The 18,795-nt window shown below is 40.1% G+C and carries 9 protein-coding genes; 5 read left to right on the top strand and 4 right to left on the bottom strand.

Annotated features, from left to right (window positions below):
• Positions 1-4: 4 nt before the first annotated feature.
• The gene (locus tag RM552_RS09385; RefSeq protein ID WP_311368570.1) at positions 5-4,543 is read right to left on the bottom strand and encodes a PAS domain-containing protein; all 4,539 of its coding nucleotides are present in this window, start codon (positions 4,541-4,543) and stop codon (positions 5-7) included.
• A 485-nt stretch (positions 4,544-5,028) separates the two neighbouring features.
• Here RM552_RS09385 and RM552_RS09380 point away from each other — a divergent pair, with 485 nt between their 5' ends.
• The 3 genes from RM552_RS09380 (at position 5,029) to RM552_RS09370 (ending at position 10,260) form a co-directional block, all read left to right on the top strand.
• Positions 5,029-7,458, top strand: coding sequence for a GGDEF domain-containing protein (locus tag RM552_RS09380; RefSeq protein ID WP_311368569.1), 2,430 nt, complete (start codon positions 5,029-5,031; stop codon positions 7,456-7,458).
• A 121-nt stretch (positions 7,459-7,579) separates the two neighbouring features.
• Entirely contained in the window at positions 7,580-9,811 is a 2,232-nt protein-coding gene (locus RM552_RS09375) for an ATPase, T2SS/T4P/T4SS family (protein ID WP_311368568.1), read from the top strand.
• An 83-nt stretch (positions 9,812-9,894) separates the two neighbouring features.
• Complete coding sequence (locus RM552_RS09370; RefSeq protein WP_311368567.1) at positions 9,895-10,260, top strand: DUF2750 domain-containing protein; 366 nt, start codon at positions 9,895-9,897, stop codon at positions 10,258-10,260.
• Positions 10,261-10,267: 7 nt separating this feature from the next.
• On the opposite strand, the gene RM552_RS09365 is transcribed toward RM552_RS09370, so the two are convergent.
• The 3 genes from RM552_RS09365 to RM552_RS09355 form a co-directional block, all read right to left on the bottom strand.
• Positions 10,268-11,446, bottom strand: a complete 1,179-nt coding sequence (locus RM552_RS09365) for an HDOD domain-containing protein (protein ID WP_311368566.1) — start codon at positions 11,444-11,446, stop codon at positions 10,268-10,270.
• 148 nt (positions 11,447-11,594) lie between these two features.
• The gene (locus RM552_RS09360; protein WP_311368565.1) at positions 11,595-12,482 is read right to left on the bottom strand and encodes a hypothetical protein; all 888 of its coding nucleotides are present in this window, start codon (positions 12,480-12,482) and stop codon (positions 11,595-11,597) included.
• A 49-nt stretch (positions 12,483-12,531) separates the two neighbouring features.
• Entirely contained in the window at positions 12,532-13,239 is a 708-nt protein-coding gene (locus tag RM552_RS09355) for a DUF6445 family protein (RefSeq protein WP_311368564.1), read from the bottom strand.
• Positions 13,240-13,475: 236 nt separating this feature from the next.
• On the opposite strand from RM552_RS09355, the gene RM552_RS09350 reads away from it, so the two are divergent.
• Positions 13,476-15,569, top strand: coding sequence for a tetratricopeptide repeat protein (locus tag RM552_RS09350; protein WP_311368563.1), 2,094 nt, complete (start codon positions 13,476-13,478; stop codon positions 15,567-15,569).
• 184 nt (positions 15,570-15,753) lie between these two features.
• The gene (locus RM552_RS09345) at positions 15,754-18,741 is read left to right on the top strand and encodes a TonB-dependent receptor (protein ID WP_311368562.1); all 2,988 of its coding nucleotides are present in this window, start codon (positions 15,754-15,756) and stop codon (positions 18,739-18,741) included.
• Positions 18,742-18,795: the final 54 nt, after the last annotated feature.

The following is an 18,795-nucleotide window of genomic DNA, read 5'->3' as shown; positions in this document are numbered from 1 at the left end:
GCGTTTAGGCGTGCAAATGTGAATACACAACTCTTAGGGTTTTCTGGAAGCCTTGTTTGGTGACTGGCCAGCGAATAGATACGTTATCGACCATGCCATTGGCGCAATCATTCTGAATGTTTTTCATTAAATAACCAAGCGCCTCTGAATTTACTTCTTCTGATATTTTAATTAGCTTTTTGGAGCAATCTAACACTGCTTTGATGTCATTGTGCTGCAGTGCATCTTCTGTTGTATTAATACCCTCTTCAAGTTCCGTCATCAAAGCAGAAAGAGACTTAGGTAAGGACTCCATATTAGGGTGGTTTTGTAGGTATGGTAACAAATCGAACCAATCGGCAGGTTTGTTAGGCATGGGTAACTTTTCAATATCAGGCCGTATAGTTGAATCTTCAGCTTTTTCTTGAGTAGCGTTTTCAAGCTCTTGTTTATGCGCGGTTAGTAGGGCATCTTCTTGCTCTGATAGCTTGTTCTGACTGTTTTTCAATTGCGCTTGCGCCGCTTGCAATGCTTTTTCTTTTTCAACTAGTGCTTGTTTGCTACTTTGTAGTGCATTTTCAAGCTGACTCATTTGCGAGCTTAATGTTGAATGACTATCTTGCTGAACGTTCAAGCTTTCTTTACTGTTCGCATATTCTCGCTGCACAGATGCAAGTTGTTCTGTTAACGCTTTTTGCTTACTTTCAAGTGCCGAAATTGAAGACTCTTTTGATTCAAGCACTTGTTGGTGCTCATTAAGCTGATTTTGTAGTTGTTTTTCTTTTTGTTCTTGTTGCGAAATTTTCGAGCTTAATTCTTCTGCATGGTTTCTTGCTTTCTCAAGTTCATTTGTGAGTTCTTTTTCACCACTTTGGGTTTTATCAACTTTTGATTCTGCTGCCTGCAAATCAGTTAATTTGGTAGCCAACTGATTTTGCAGGTTATGATTTTGTTGCTCCGCATTCAATAATGCTTTTTGCAGTTCCTGTTTCTGTTGCTCAATTTCAGCATGGTGCTTACGCCATTGCTCGTCACTGCCTGCCAACATCTCTTTTTGTTTGTTAGCCCGAGTTTCAACGTCTGATAACTCAACCGTTAATTGTGCTAATTTTTGTTCTTGCTCTATTCTGGCCAAGCGTTCTTTATCTGCTTGACGCTGAATTTCAAACAGCGCGTTTCTAGTCTGCTCAAGTTGCTCACGTTTCGCCTCGACTTCGTCTTTAAGCTCTATTTTACTGCGGTTCCAACGCTCATCACTTTCTTCCATTTTTGCTTTTTGTTCTTCGTTACGCGTCTCAATGTCTTGTAACTCGTTTTTCAACTTCACCATTAACTGGCGATGCTTTTCTTTTTCAGCTTTTTCAGACTCAGTTTGTTGCTTCGCTTGGCTTAAAATCTGTTCGGTTTCCTGCAATTTAGCTTGTTTATCTTTAAGCTCTTGCCATAATTTATGTTGTAGTTTCTTCTGACTCAAGCGACGTTCTTTCTCTTTTTCTTCCATTTGTTCTTGTTTAACACGGGCACGCTCTTCCATATCAGCCAGTTCGTTTTGGACTTGTTGCAATAGTGCTTGTTGGCTGTCTTTCTCTTGCTTTTCTTTTTCTGCCGATTGTTGAGCTACCTCAAGCGCTTTTTGGGTTTCGTGTAACTGGCTTAATTTACTTTCAAGTTCTTGTTTCAGCTGAGATTGTTGGGCTTCCATGTCGCCTTTTTCTTGGTGGGACATTTCTTCTAATTTTTCCATTTCGCTTTGTAAATGGTTTAAGTGACGAGCTTTAGTTTTTAATTCTGTTTGCGCTAACTGACAGGTATGCTCAAGTTCTCGTCTTTGTTGTTCAGCAGCTTCGCTAGCTTTGCGCTGATTAATCAACTGTTCTCGAAGTTGCTCAGTTGTGCTCGCTGAACTACTTAACTGACTTTGCAAATTGTTAATTTGATTACTTACCTGATTAATTTGCTTATCTTTGTTTTCAACTGCCTCTTTCATGTCGTCGATTTGATTAAAAAGCGCAGACATTTTCTGTTCTTGTTCCGCTTGCTGATTCTTTAACTGCTCAGCATTTTCCTTGCTCTCTAACAGATCTTTTTGTGCTTGTTTATAGTTAGATTCGCTCTGTGCAAGTGCATGTGCAATTTTGTCTCGTTGAGCATTTAACCCCTGCATTTCTTGGGTTGAATTTTCGAGTTGGGTGTTTAAGTCGGCATTTACTTTCTGCGCATTTGCTAGCATTGTTCTGCTATTGCTATATTGCTCTTTTAACTGGTGTAAATTATGCGTCACATTTTTATGTTCTTGCTTTAAATGTGTGTACTCTGACTGTGTCTCAATTAAATCCTCTTGTACTGACTGTAAGCGGGTTTCGGTGTCAGCAAGAGTTCTCATTTTTGTTGCAAGCTGATCTTGGCTATTAGCTAATAACTTTTGCTTTTCTTTTATTTCACGTTCTGCCGCTTGATGCAGATTAATGGCAAGTTGACGGGCTTCGTCAGCTTTGAGCATCTCTCTTTTATCCATCCAAATACATAAGATAGAATCAAAGTGCTGCCCTTTATACATAGGAACGTAAGTGGCATGGCAAGGTAAAATTTGATCCCCGACTTTATGCTCCCATTCGAGTGATTTAGCTTTACTGCTTATTTTCACATTATCTAATAATTGCTCTAGCGTTTTAGATGATTCCAGATTTGGGTTTAAGCGCTCCGAAAATGGCGATATTCCAAACAAGTCATATTCATCTTCAACACAAAAGAATTTACATGCCTCCTTGTTCAACTGAGTAAAACCATTTTCTCCTAAAATAGCCATGGGCATCGTGCTGTGTTTAAGCAAGCTTTCAAATTTGTCTTGTTGAAATTGTTCGTCGGACTTATCACTTATCCAGCACAAGTATTCTTGCTTATCTTTATCGAGTAAATCAACATGCAAAGCGCTAGGGTTAAGTTTGTTGTCTTTGCCTTTTAACTGAGCATCAAAATCTCTTAATTTGCCACTTTGATGGATGAGCTTAGCCGCTTTTCCAGCTTCTGCTGGGTCACTAAATAGCTGGTAAAAAGTGCGTTTTTGCAAATCCTTTTCAGTTAAATTTAAACGCTCTAACATGGTCGGATTGGCAGAGATGATTTTGTCATCTGCGTCTATTGTGGCGATTGCTACTGGCGCCATACTCAACACATTAGCTCGTTGGTCTTGCTCTTGTTTTAACGCCCGTTTAGTAGCAGTTAATTCACTAATATCTTGCAGCACGCCAACCATACCAACTTCATTTTTTTCATTAAGTCGATTGCTTACATGGTAAAAACTCAAACTTAGCTTTATCCACAACAGTTTATCGTCAGGCGTGTGCATTTCAAATTCAATGTTATAGGTGCGATTTGAAATATTGGGCACATTTTTGTGTAAAGCCTTTATATCTTCCGGGAATAAATCTAAAGCCAGTAAGTTGCGACCTTTTGCTTTAGGTAGGATTCGTCTTATCAGTTGATTAAACGGTCCATTCGACCACAATATATTACCTTTTATATCTAAGGCATAAACAGGATCTATACTTGCAGCCAACCAAGCTTGTTGTTGCAATTGTGACAAATTAAGTTGCTCTAACTGTTTTTCTGCCTGAGATGTTTCGTATATCAGAACACTCAATATTTCAGTTTCATCTATTGCGATTTTTGCTGCGCTAGGGTTGTTTTTACTATCCTTTAAAGATTGTAAATGCTCACTTACAAATATGCATTTTAGCGGCAAATAAATGCTAGAGGATCTTTCCTCGCCATCTTGCGTTTGCGCATTTTGTAACTGATAACGACATTCAAGCTCTGCTCGACCTTCGCGTTTGCATATCTCTAGCGCACTCTTCCAATTACCCAAATCATTGGGATGAATGCTTTTGTAAAAATCTATTAAACTCACTTGACCGGGAGCAAACTTAGCTGAATTTTTTTCCACGCCCACTTCTTTAAAGGTTGTCAACGCTGCAAAATTTTGGTCATGCATAAAAGATTCTTCTTTCAAGTTGAGCAAGCAAACTGCATAGTCGAGCCCATCGATAACCTGATTTTGAAATTGAAGCTCCTTTGACACTTGCAAGAAGTTCTTTTGTAACTTATTTTGATTCGTTAGCGTAATGACCCTGAACGGATCTTTACGATCAGCATGAATATCGCCTACACCTATGTGTAAAAACAAATTACTGGATCTTGCTAATAATTGTAAGTTTGCCAAGTCTGGTGCATCTTGAGCTAAGTTCAATGCTAGGCGAAGTGCTGCTTGGTCTTCAGATTTAAAGCAAGCTGCAAAGTCTGAATGAGTAAGATGCTCTCTATCGCGACCTAACAAATGCGCAGCAAGATTATTTAAGTAAACCACTTTGCCATCCAGATTTAAGTGCAACAAACCTACTGGAAGCGCTTGTATCAATTCTTCATTGCTGGTTACTCGACCTTTATCGCGCATTTTTTGGCGTTTATTTACTAAAGCTTGAACAAATAGCCATATGAGTAAAAAGCAAATCACGCCCAATCCCACATATGTCGCCAACACCATAGAATCTAGACTTAAATTCTTCACCACGTTCTCCAAAGCCATGCTAGGCATTGGCAACATCAATGCTGCTATTGCTAAAAAGCAACGATGACATGCATTGCACAGCTTTACATTACTGAGGCATGTTATGAGTGATTTATTTAACAAATTCATGTATTGGTTCAGTCTAATTATTGCTTACATTACTTCTTCGATAGCATCAGAATATATGGCACGATAAAAGATGGTAGTACCCTGCCAAAGACAACGTATAAAAAAAAATACCTAAAGTCGGTTTTTAAGCTAAAAGACATAAAATTAATACTTATTTTTGCCTGCCTATTTGAACGCACAGAGTAAGCTTATTTAAGTTGTATTATTTGATATACACAAGTGTCAATTGTCACACCCTCTTCGACCTTCATCTGCTATAAGTTTTAGCGTGCAAATTAACCACGTGAAGGATGTGCTGTAGTTGCCGATATAAAGTTAAATCCAATTATAACTTTGACATACCACAGCTTAATATTATGACGAAATCAGAACTTACCGAACAAAAAGAAAGCCTACGTGTTTCCGGTTTATTGAGTAATAATCCACTCATTAACGCGACTCATCTAGTGGCGTCAGCAGCTTTTGTTTACTTAATGTGGTCTTTATTACCACAAGCTTATTTAAAACATTGGGGAGCCGTTGCGCTAGTATTGTTGCTTGCGGGGGTACTGTTTCAATCACTTTTTGAACGCAACCAAGATATTAGTAAAACTGCAAGCAAGTGGGAATCAAGGTACACCTTGCTTGCTGGTTGTATCGGCACTTCGTTTGCGATTGCATATGCTTATGCATTATTAAACGTGGGTGAAGTAGCTTGGTCTAAAATTGTCATGATAAGTGTTAGTCAGCTGTCAATATTTACGGTATTGAGCCGAGCTTCTATGAAAACACTGCTTGCCTTGGCTGCGCCTATTGGCATAGCTGTAATTGGTGTTTTATTGAGTTTAATGACCACTAGTTCGATCGAAATTGCCGTCGTTTTCGCTCTATACCTAATCATCCTTTCAGCGATGGGTCGTTCACTGCATGCCAGAATGCAACTTGCCCTCACACTTAAAATTGAACATAAGGAAGCCATTGAGCAAACCAAAAGCTACAAACAAGCATTGTCAAATGCCTCTTTCAAAGACCCTTTAACACACGTTTTTAATAAACGATTTTTTGATCTCATTATTAATAATGAGGTGAGACGTGCAAAACGTTCTGGTACCAACCTATCACTTGCCTTTATTGAATTAGACTGTTTTGACAAATATATTGAGCATTATGGTAAGGAGCGCTCAGAAAAGTGCTTAAAATCCATAACGAAAAAGCTTAACCGCATTGTGTCGCGCGGCGGAGAATATATTTATCGATATAGCGATGAGCAGTTTGCACTAATATTACCCAATACGACTTCATCACAAGCATTGGGCCTAATTACAAAAATTACACATGCTGTAAACCTAGCAGATATACAACATTTGCATTCAACAGTAGAAGATCAAGAATCTATTACGGTAAGCATTGGATTATCTGAATTTAAAACCGGTGATATTGTAGATGTTGATACAACTGTTGAACATGCCTTAAAAGCGCTTAGTCATGCTAAGCATAAAGGCGGGAATGAAGTTGAAATATTTGATTTCGATATGCTCAAAACCGGTGACAGCGATGGGGAACTTGACACTCAAACGATGTTACCTGAAGCAAACTTTAATGTGCCTGAAATCGAGGAAGCGCCAATTGTAAATGATAACCCTCTCTCACCAGAACTATCAGGTTTTAACACCCAAGCTATTTCGCCAGAATTGCAAAATGTAGAATCACAAAACGCAGATATGCAAAACGCAGATGTGCAAAACGCAGATGTGCAAAACGCAGATATGCACAACGCAGCTGAGCAAAACGAAGAAATACAAAGCTCTGAAAATACGAGTGACATGTTAGCAGCTCCAGCCAATGAAATATCAGATATTATCGTAAAGCCCTTAACAGATGAGCACGAGCATATTGCTGTTATAGAGGATCTGATTGAAACAGAGCCTAGCCCAGATCAAGCACAAGGTGCTCAGGAAGAGCCAACGATTATGACTAGTGACAGTTTTGTTGCGCCAGAGCTAACGACTGACTTAGACATATTAGTAGGGACTCACCTTTCGACCGAACCAGAGGCACCTGCTGAACCAGAATGTGTTGAAATACTCAAATCAGTCGTCGATGACGAAACCCAAACAGAACCAGAGTTTGCTGAAGTATTAGAGTCGTTGATTGACACCGACAGTGTCGAACAACCTGAATCTATAGAAGAATTAGAAAACGTTTGTGATACCGAATCTGCAATTCAACCACCATTAGAAAGCATGCCAGGGATAGATAAATTATTTGATGCAGCGCCAAGCATTGATGCAGTGCCTGCTATCGATACACCTCCTGCATTTGATGCAACACCAAGCTTTGATGCGGCGCCTGCTATCGATACACCTCCTGCATTTGATGCAACACCAAGCTTTGATTCAACGCCAGACATTGATGCAGCGCCTGCTATCGATACAACTCCTGCATTTGATGCAACACCAAGCTTTGATGCGGCGCCTGCTATCGATACACCTCCTGCATTTGATGAAACACCAAGCTTTAATTCAACGCCAAACATTGATGCAACGCCTGCTATCGATGCACCTCCTGCATTTGATACTGCACCAAGCATTGATGCAGCGCCATCTAGCGATACCTTAGCCGATAGCTTACCGAATATTGCTAAACCGCCGCAAGATGAGAGACAACTCACATTTGATAATATCCCTGAAGTTGATATGCCGGAAATTGATAATGAAACCGAAACTAGCAACCCAGCAATAATGGAAAAAATAGAAAATCCAAATCAATTAACCTTGGTTGATCAACCCGATATTGAATACAAATAAAACTAAAGTTTAGGCCATGTTTTACAGTTAATACCTTTAGTACCGAAAATAGTACCGAGACCTGCAAACAACCCAAACGCTAACCATAAAGTTTGTATTTACCGATGGTGGATAAACCCCTATGTTAAAAGATGCTCAACGAGCAGAATTAATTGCTAGATTAAAAGCGACCATATCTGAATTTCCGATGATAAGCGAAGCGTACGCCAAGCTGGAAGCAGATTTGTTGTCAGCTTTTGAGGTTCAGCGTATATCTATTTTTCAGCGACGCTCCCATCATCGTGATTTAGTTGCTAGATATAAAACAGGTAAAGAATTTTTAGAAATAAAAGTGCCTGTGAGCACTATGTCTATTGCAGGCTATGTAGCAATGACACAACAACCGTTGGTAGTGAATGATCCGTATAACGATGCAGCTCTGCAAAATATTCACTTTAAATTAAAATTCGAGAAGAAATATGACCGTATAAGTCATTTTAGAACAACAAATATTGTTTGTGTTCCAATAATGTTCAAGGGCGTGCTCCTTGGCGTTATGCAATTAATTAACAAAAACGAAGGAGCGTTTGACTCAGATGACCTAGCCGGTGCTATGGAAGTTGCTGATTTATTTGGATCAGTATTCAAATATGAATTAGGGGGTGTTTCACGCCCATTCGACTATTTAATTCACACTGGTGCAGTAGAAGCAAAACTATTTGAACACGTTACGAAAGAAGCCAACGTGCTGCACATTGCCCATAATCTAACTACTGAATACAAAATCCCCGAAAAACAAATCGGGGAGGCACTGGCAATTTATCATCAAGTGCCTTACATCGCTTATCTACCCGACAAATATAATGTAATGCGTACCGATGCAAATTTAAATGTATCTTATCTAAAACGAAACAATGTTGTGGTATTGAGTGACGCTCAAAAAAATATCTATATATTGATGTTTGAACCTGAAAACTCGACCTTACTGATGGAACTGGAAAGCGCTCTTGGAGCTGCGGAATATCAGTTAGCATTTAGTATGCCGTCTCAAATTATGCAATATCTTGGCGAGAGGACTCAGGGATCAACTGTTTCTGAGTTTGACGATATTATCGATGAGATTCATGCAGAAGATTCTTTTCACAAACAAAAAGAAGAAGATTTTCTGTCTGCCAATGAGGACGAACCTGCCATTGTCAGGTTGGTAACTAGTATTTTGGTGCAAGCTAAACGCAGCAACGCTTCCGATATTCATATTGACCCAGAAGTTGACAACCCGACTATGGTCAGAATGCGTATTGACGGGGTGATGAAAGACATAAACGAAATCGCCGCCCAAAACCATGCCGCTATTGTTGCCCGAATAAAAATCATGTCTGGATTGAACATTGCAGAAAAGCGTTTGCCACAAGATGGTAAATTAGCTTTTAACATGGACCGTAAAAAGGTTGAGGTAAGGGTAGCTACAGTACCCACTATTGCGGGTGAAGGCGTAGTCATGCGTATCTTAGCTGCAGGCAGCGCAATGTCGATAGACAAACTCGATCTCTCAGAACGCAATATGTTAATGTGTAAGAGCCTAATTACTTTGCCGCATGGAATATTACTGGTGGTAGGTGCTACTGGCTCTGGTAAAACAACCACCCTGCATGCCATTTTAGGTGAACTAAACACACCGGACAAAAAGATTTGGACTGCCGAAGATCCGGTTGAAATCACTCAACACCGTTTAAAACAAGTGCAAGTTAATTCTAAAATTGGCTTTACCTTTGCAAATGCGCTTAGGGCATTTTTACGGGCAGACCCTGACGTTATTTTAATTGGCGAAATGCGTGATAAAGAAACAGCATTTGCCGCAGTTGAAGCCTCGCTAACGGGTCACTTAGTACTGTCTACTTTGCATACCAACTCAGCACCCGAAACCATTACTCGCTTACTAGACTTAGGCATTGACCCTATCAACTTTTCTGATGCGTGTACTGGCATACTGGCCCAACGTTTAGTGCGCAGACTATGCACCCATTGCAAAGAAAGTTATGAAGCTCGTCCAGAAGAAATTGATTATATTAAACGGCAATACGGCGAAGCCTATTACAATGAACTTAAAATTGTAGAACCTTTGCAATTATATCGCGCTAATGGTTGCAGCGAATGCAACGAAGACGGCTATAAAGGCAGAATAGGCATACACGAGTTGCTTCCCATGTCGGTATCGATCCGCAGCATGATATATAAGCAAACATCCATCAAAGACATCAAAGAGCAAGCCCTAGAAGACGGCATGCGCACACTTTCTCAGGATGCAATAGTCAAAATGCTTGAGGGTAAAATTGACATCCACCAAGCCCTTAAGCTTGATGGTAGTGATTTGTAAAAAATCGCTAAACCATAGATAATTTTACTTGGTATTCTGGGCTTGGACAGGTACATTCATTTTCTCTAATTATAGGAAATAATATGTCTGACCTAAAGCAAATAAAGCGCTTACCTCAAGAGCAACGTTACCAGTACCTATTGAAGCAAGTAAAACTGAACAAAGAAGTGTGGATTCTTAACGACGAACATGGCTGCGTTATGCTGAATTCCGAAGACGAAGATTGCGTCCCAGTATGGCCAAGCCAGGCTTTTGCTGAAGAATGGGCAACCGGTGACTGGGAAATATGTCAATCAAAAGCTATCGATTTAACTACATGGCGCAAGCGTTGGACGCAGGGGCTAATTGAAGATGATTTGGCAATAGCAGTATTCCCATTAGTAGACGATTCGGAAGATGTTTCGAGTATGGTGATATCTGCAGACGAATTTGACTTTGACCTTAGATGACATGACCTTAAGTGAAACTAGTTTCTTTGGCGATATTTTGAATGCGTTTCTTAAAACCCGCTGAATGAATTAAATTAGCTAGTCTCTGCATGCCGTACTGTTCCAATTGCGCCTCAAAATGATAGAACTCAATAATGCCACAATGTTCATAGTGATAATCGGTAAGCTCAAATATACTTTCTTTTTGATTGAATACTAACAAGTCAGCCATTCGACAGCAGTAATAGCATAATAAAATTTCTTTTATTTGCTCTTCTTTCAATTCAGTGTCATCCAGTTGATTGGTCAATGGTAGCAAGCTATTAGCGATACCTTGACTGATCGATTCTGGCAGCTTCCATTGCAACGCAAGAAGTTTACCAATGGTTGCCGCATCTGCACCCACTGACTTTTTAGCGTGTTTAACGCGCTCGTACAAAGATAAATTTTCGGTTAAATAATATTTTGCTGTTGTTGCTCGCGAAAATAATATAGAAATATCACCTAAATAACTTAGTTGGCAACGCGTGGATAACTCAGCAGGATTTTCAAAATTGAGCTCTTTACCAATTAATAGTGCAATGTTGCTTGCAATAAAACTAGCGCACCAAATACGCTCATAGGCTTTCCGTTGTTGCTCATTTTTAAAATTGGTGGTTTCTTGTAAAGCGAAATGAGTAGCTATATTTTTTACTTGAACAACACCCAAATAAACAACTGCATGATTTACGTTGGTAATTGGTTTTGACAAACCAAATAAAGGTGAATTGGCAACATTAATAACCTTTGCTACCAACTCTGGGTCGGTGCGTACAATGTCGTATAATTGTTTTGGATCCGGATCGGTGCTTGCTAAAGCATTGAGCATAGGGTGTGGTTTTCGGATAGTTTGAATACTGTCGATAATTTTCTGCTTACTGACCGCTTTTAAACCCTTTGATAATTTATAATTTTTAAACCCGGGGGGTAATTCAAACTCATGTTCAGGTACGGGTATAGGTTTAAGTTTACTTTCATGTTGGTGCGCTGTCGCCACGTCTGGCATTTCAATACTCAACGTACCCGTTTTGACGCGTTTTTTACGATGCGATATCAAACTATTCACTTCGTTTGTTTTGTTTGTACTATTTTTTGAGCGACCAAACAAAAACCACAGCAAAAAAAATGCGGCAATGATTACGAATACAAACTCGACGAAGCTAGACAAAAAGGCAACTCTGCTTTTAGTTTTAGTAAAAATATATGGTAAGTCTATTTCGGCACGATCGATTATCTACATTAATATTTTGTATCAAATATTATACGGTACGCATAATATTCGATACAAAATATTATGCGCATCCGTATCTTAAATTTCAGGGCAAGTCTGGGTATAGATCTTTCATTTTGTCGTAGATAGGAGTTGCTATTGTTTTAAACCCTGATTCAGTAGGATGAATTTCATTGAGCCAATCATCTCTATTACCAGGCCTTAATAACCCTTGAGTGTCGACCATATAAATTTGTTCTAGATATTTTGGAAGTTGAGTAAACGCAATTAAACGCTCTCTAAATCGCCCCAACAAGATTTTGACGATGGGTATGTGTAAGTCTTCAGGGATGCTTTTTTCAACTAAAAACGGATATATCCATGATTTAGTATCAATTAACCCCCATAAAAACCGAGCACCTGCCTCACTTGGAGCGGCTATATCATAACAATGAGTGACTACTTTGGCATGAGGCACATACAAACTCCGCAAAGCCATTAAAGTTGCGTATGCCTCAAATATTTTATTCAACTTTTTTTCAAAGGCGTCCTGTTTTATGCACTGGTGCGCAGTAAATCCTGTTTGATATTCGTTTAAAAGAGGCGGCAGATTTCTTTTGCCAACAATATCGTTGCCGCCACCAGAAAATAATATCAAATTGATGTATTTGCTGTTGCGTCGCAACATCGTTTCGAACACCTTTTTTTGGCTCCCTGACATCATTTGTTCCGCACGGTCACCATTACTCGCCATCCGTAACAGATTGACTTTATCAGTACCAATGATCTTAGCTTCGATATGGTGAACAACGTTGATGTCGGGCCCAAAAAGCAACCATCTCCGCGGATAATCAAACCAAGAATCGCCCTCTGTTACAATACCAATACGGTTAGAATGACGACGACACATATAGTTAAAGTCGGAACGGAAACTGGTGACGCCAGTGGTAGCCGCTTGACGACGACGTCTTTGAATGGCTGTTTCTTTTGGCATCCGCTTTCCTTGGTTTGTTGCGCGAATATTGAGTGATTTAAAGTATATGTTAACTCGGCTTAAAGTGTAAAAAAATATTAGCTGTTAAACGACCCGATTTGGGATTGGGATCTATATCTTGTGGGCCAAGAATAGAGCCAGAATGCAGCAAATTACCCGGGTAAATTGCCATCCTGTTTTGGACATAAGGTATTTCACCTATCTTTTCGAACTGTTCATTTGAACTGTCTATATATTGCCCGTTAGGTTCGCCATTTTGTTGAAAATAATTACTCACCGAATTTAAGTACTCATCTACATTGCTTTCATAGACTCTTTCCATACCGCTTGGTGTGTGTTTGTAAAATGATGTACCACCGTGCTGACTGGGGTTCAAATAATGTAACAGGGCAAAACGATAGGTATCGGTGCCATCAAAATGAGGGATCTGTTGTTCAAGTGATAATTCATCGGGAGCATGGGTCACTAACGAATAATAACTATCGAAAAATTCGACTTTGTGGCCTTGTGGTATTGAATAAATTTTGTATAGCAAAGGAACGACGGCTTTAGCAACGGCCAGCATGTATTCATTAGGTAACTTCGCGCGAATGCCAGGATAATAGGTAGGCGCTGAGTCAAAAGCGATTTGTTCGATATTATTAAGCAGGCTATTTTCTACATTCAACATAAAATTGTCGAGTATGAACACCGGCGTTTTTTCTTGTCCGACATGGTTGAGATAGGGCTGCGCAGCTGGATTTACATTGAACGTCATTAACTTGATACTGACTATTATCGTAGATATTTGTCCATTAGAGTAAACTATCCCTAGAGTTTTGTCAGGGTGACTAATGGATTTTTGTTTACTTGCTTACTGTGGTCAAAAGTTCCAAATTGAAGCATTGACTGATCACTTGGAATTAGACTACCGTATATTGAAGCTAAATTTTGATGTTAAGTTTTTAAACAAAGTAAAGATGGCCAAAGTGGGAGTCCACGGAAAAAAATAATATGTCACCTATAAAAAAGTTCACATTCACATTTATTGCAGTTGTCTGCATTCCCTTGCTATTTTTTTTAGCCCTAGAGGGAATTTTACGACTATTTGGTGTAGGTACTAATTACGATTATTTTCATGAAATAAATATTAATGGTGAGCTTCATTATCAAGACAATAAAGCCTTTGCTAATCAATTTTATCCATCTTCGCTTGGCATAGCGCCGCTTAATAATACGATTAGTGTCAGTCGTGACAAAGATGAAGTGCGGGTTCTCGTATTAGGTGGATCGGCTGCGCAAGGTTTCCCGCATATTAATCATGGGCTTGACCGTCACCTGTCGGCCCACTTGCGTAGGGCACTCCCAGACAAAAAGATTGAAGTGATTAATACTGCGATGACTTCGGTGAACTCACATGTGGTGTATGAAGTAGCCCGAACTATTCCGGCCAACTCTGCTGACTATGCCATCATCCTGATGGGAAATAACGAAGTCGTCGGCCCATATGGCCCAAGTACTTTTAGTCAAAACTTTTTGCCTAATCTAAGCATGATTAGAGCCTTGCAAGCATTAAAAAGAACACGTACTTGGCAAGCAATCGCTATGCTAGTACAAGAGGTACAACCCGCGAGTGGAAAAACCGATATGGAGTGGGAAGGTATGGAAATGTTTACTGAATTTTCAGTCCCACACAATGACGAGCGATTAGAAGATGTTTACAGTCACTATGAAAACAATCTTCGGGAAATAATAGACATTCTGCAAGACAAGAATATGCATGTCATCCTCTCATCCGTGCCCGTGAATTTAAGAGATTCTGCTCCTTTCGGCTCAATTCACAGAAGCGATATCACCGAAGATGAATTGTCGTCTTGGAATGCTTTGAATAAGCAAGCTGACAACGCTTATACCCGAAAAAATTGGCCTGAAGCCAAAGACCATTATCAAGCGTTACTCAAAGTAGACAACGAATATGCTGAAAGCCATTTTCGCTTAGCAACTGTGCTCGAGAATATGCGCGACTATGCGCTAGCCAAAAAGCATTTTGAGGCGGCATTACACTATGATACCAAGCGATTTAGAAGCAACCATGTGATCAATGAAATTGTTTCGCAAATGGCAAGTGATGAAGATAAAGAAGCACTCAGCTTCGTCGATAGCGTGGCAATATTTAACCAAGCAAGTCAACCTTATGTACCTGGTTGGAACCTCTTGCATGAGCATGTGCATTTTGATTACGAGGGTAATTACTATTTGGCAGATGCATTTACGCAAGCAATACTCGCTGATTTCGCGCCTTCAACTAACTATTCGTCAATGCCAAAAGAACAAGCCGCCGAATTGATTGGATTCCCAAATCATGAGACCAATCAAGTTATGGATCGTTTGTTGAAAATGGTGCAAAAATCTCCTTTTACTAATCAAAGTAATTTTGCCGAGTTGAAGTCGCACACCGAAAGTAGACGAGAACAAATTTCTGTAGAAGTAGGTACTCCCAAGGATATGCTTGAAAAGCGTCAGAAGCTTATCGAACAAAATTCAGTAGACTGGAAAATACATTATGAGTTAGCTGAATTGAATCGCTTTTTGCGCAACAAAGAAGCCTTCTATTTTCATTTAAGCGAATTGATTAAACTTCACCCTCACAATCATGAGAGCTATATCAAGCTTGCCGAATTTCTATCTGCGAACGGGAAGTTTAGAGAAGCAATAACACCGCTTAAACAATCGCTATACTACGTTAGAAACGACCGTAACAAAGCAAGTCAAGCAATTGGTTGGATCGGCTTAAATTATATGCGAACAGACGACTATGAAGACGGCAAAGTATACCTTGAGCAAATAATCGATGACTACTCTGAGCAAATATCTGCCACCATGAGAGCCTATGGCACGCTCGTGAAATATGCCAAAGAAAACAAACAAAATAAAGATATGTACGGGTATATAAACGCAGTTGAACGATACGCCAATATGCTCATAAAACAGGATCGCGTCGATGAGTTTCCGCTTCTTTACCGTCGTATGGCTCAAATAATGACAATCGCTGGTAATAATTCTGAAGCACAACGTTGGCAATCGCTAGCAACAAAAGATAAATCTTAGCTCAATTCTGGAGACTTTTTATCTACACTGTAAGATAACATTGTCCTCTGATCTTCCAATTTATCGCAAGGCAAACCCAGTTCATCGCAACATGGTTCTGTTTGTCTCTATCCTGTGAGAAAGTTAAAATAAGAAATATTTTGATAACAAACAGATAACAAACCAAGCTGGGGACACACACAAAATGCAAAAACTAAACCGTCGAAAATGCCCTATTGTAAAGGGAGTTTCTCTCGCCCTCGGAATAGGCTTAATGTCGCCAATATATGCTCAAGACGCTGAAGAGGCGACTGATAATGCCGAAGAACAATCCCAAGGCATGGAAGTCATTTCTGTCACTGGTATTCGCGGCAGTTTATTACGTGCAATGGACACAAAGCGCGAAGCAGTGGGTGTTGTTGATGGAATTAGCTCAGAGGACATTGGTAAGTTCCCCGATACAAACTTGGCGGAGTCACTTCAGCGTATAACAGGTGTTTCAATTGACCGTGTAAATGGTGAAGGCTCGCGTGTTACTGTCCGTGGTTTTGGTGCAGACTTCAACTTGGTAACTTTAAATGGCCGTCAATTGCCAACTAACTCCGGTTTAGGTCGCTCATTTGATTTTGGTGACTTAGCTTCAGAAGGTGTAGCAGGCGTTGAAATCTATAAAACAGGTAAGGCATTCGTCCCCACTGGTGGTATTGGTGCGACAATCAACATTTTGTCAGTTAAACCACTTAAAAACCCTGGTCTTAATTCAAGCTTTGGATTAAAAGCTGTTAACGATACGTCAACAATTAAAGGCGATGCATTTACGCCAGAAGTATCCGGTATCTACAGTAATACCTTCCTAGATGATAGATTGGGTGTGGCATTCCTAGGTAGCATACAAGAAAGAAACAACGGCGCACAATCTGCAACGACTAACTTCTTCTCAGAAGTTGACGGTGCCACAATTCGTGATGGCGTGAGTCTTGATGGTACTCAACCAACTGAAGGCGACATTGTTGGTATTCCAAGAAATATCGTTTATCAATTGAGCGAAATAGAGCGTACCCGTACTAATGCGCAATTAACTCTGCAATATGCAGCTACCGATGACTTTACCGTCACATTAGATTATACATATGCCAAGCAAGAAGTATCGAACAGCTATAACGACGTTTCTTACTGGGTAGCTCAAGTTCCAGATGAAGTACTTTGGTCAAGTGGTCCTATCGTATCACCGCTTGTTTATACTGAGTTCCAACGTGAACCAGATTTTCCTCATGCTGCAGGTGGTGGCGCCTCTAAAAATGAGATGAAGTCTTTAGGTTTGAATCTTGAATGGTGGGTTAATGACGATTTGAAATTAACGTTAGACCATCATGATTCGAGTTCTGAACGTTCACCTGATGATTTAATACGTGGTTCTAATTCGTTCCTAACGGTTGCAGGTTTAAGAGGCGCAAGTCGTGCTTCTACCACTATTGATTATCGTGGTGATATCCCTGTGACAACAACAACTGCTAACGATCCGCTTTCACCAGATGATATGCGATTGACAGGTAGTGTGTTCTCAAACTCATGGGCACGTATGGACATTGAACAGACGCAATTTTCTGGTAAATGGCACTTAGATAGCGACCAAACGATTGACTTTGGCGCGGCCATTTCTAAAGTAGCAAACTTTGAATCAAGTAGCTCAGTTCAGCGTAATACTTGGGGTGAGCCTCAGGCAAGTGCACTAGGTTCTATGACTGATTTGATGACACCTGCAAGTTTATCTGGGGTATTTGATTCCTTTGATGCTGGCGATCAGATTAATAATAATTTCTTCACATTTGATTATACCGAAGTAGCTGCTCGCGCCGCCTTCCTAGAGTCGCTTGACCCAAGTAATCCCTTATACTTGGCACCTGATAGCGGTAATCCATTAGGTAGTTGTGGTAATGGCTTCTGTCCAGACTTTGACCAAGGTTTCGGTAATAACTTTGAAGAAGAAACCGTATCTGCCTTTGTTCAATATAGAATACAGGGTGATATAGGCGATTATCCTTATAGCCTTCAACTCGGTTTGAGATATGAAGAAACAGACGTATTGTCGAGTTCAGCATCACGTAACTATACACGTGTTGAATGGGTTGCAGCGACCGAATTTATTGCTCGTGACGACGATACTGAGGTACCATCAGGTCTAGAAGCTACCTATGACAATTGGCTACCTAGCTTAGATTTTGATACTGAAATTCACGAAGATATGAAACTTCGGTATTCATACAGTACCACGATCGCAAGAGCACCTTATGGTTCACTTATTGGTAGTTTAAATATCGCTAACTTTATTCAGTATAATTCATCTGGTTTGTACAGAGCGACAGGTAGTATCGGTAACCCTGGTCTATTACCTTACGAATCTGAAAACCATGATGTGTCATACGAGTGGTACTATGGTGATGCAAGTTATTTCTCGATTGGTTACTTTAACAAAACAGTATCTAACTTTATTGCTTCGACAATACGAGAAGACGTTGCGATTTTCCCTGACTTAGCATTCCCTGGTTTTGGTCCGTTGTTCACCGATGCAATAGCAGCGCTTGGTGGAACACCTTCTAACCAAGAAATCCGTGATTGGATATTTGCTAATCGTGGTGGTGAAGCGGGTGTAGAAGCCGATCCAAACGGTGGTGGTATCATAACTGGTATTGTCGGTCGTGACCAACCAGCCACTTTTGATTTAGATACACTGATTAACAGTGATGAAGAATTGACAATAGACGGTTGGGAAGTAGCACTTCAACACGATTTCGAAGAAACAGGTTTCGGTTTTATTCTTAATGCTACGTTTGCTAATACTGACAGAGAGTTCAATCGCTTCCTTAACGAAGCACAGTTTGCTTTGCCTGGTTTAAGTGATACTCGAAACGCAATTTTGTACTATGACAAAGATGGTATTCAAGTTCGTTTGGCTTACAACTGGCGTGATGAATGGTTATCATTTGCTGGTGGCAGACAACCTGGTTATGTCGCTGCTTATGAGCAGTGGGACATGAACGCAAGTTATGACTTTGCCAATGGATTAGTCGTATTCTTCGAAGCGATTAACTTAACGGATGAGACAACACGTGGCTTTGCTCGTGACGACTTGCAAGTTGCTGGCGTGACACAAACAGGTCCACGTTACAACTTTGGATTCCGTTACAGCTTTTAATTAGCAAAAGTACTAACCCAAAAACTCACCGTCGACGTAGTCTTAGGTGAGTTT

It is taken from the genome of Glaciecola petra, assembly GCF_031846345.1.
GTDB lineage: Bacteria > Pseudomonadota > Gammaproteobacteria > Enterobacterales > Alteromonadaceae > Glaciecola > Glaciecola petra.
The sequence above is the reverse complement of the archived record's forward strand: the minus strand, read 5'-3'. Positions and strand labels throughout refer to the sequence as shown.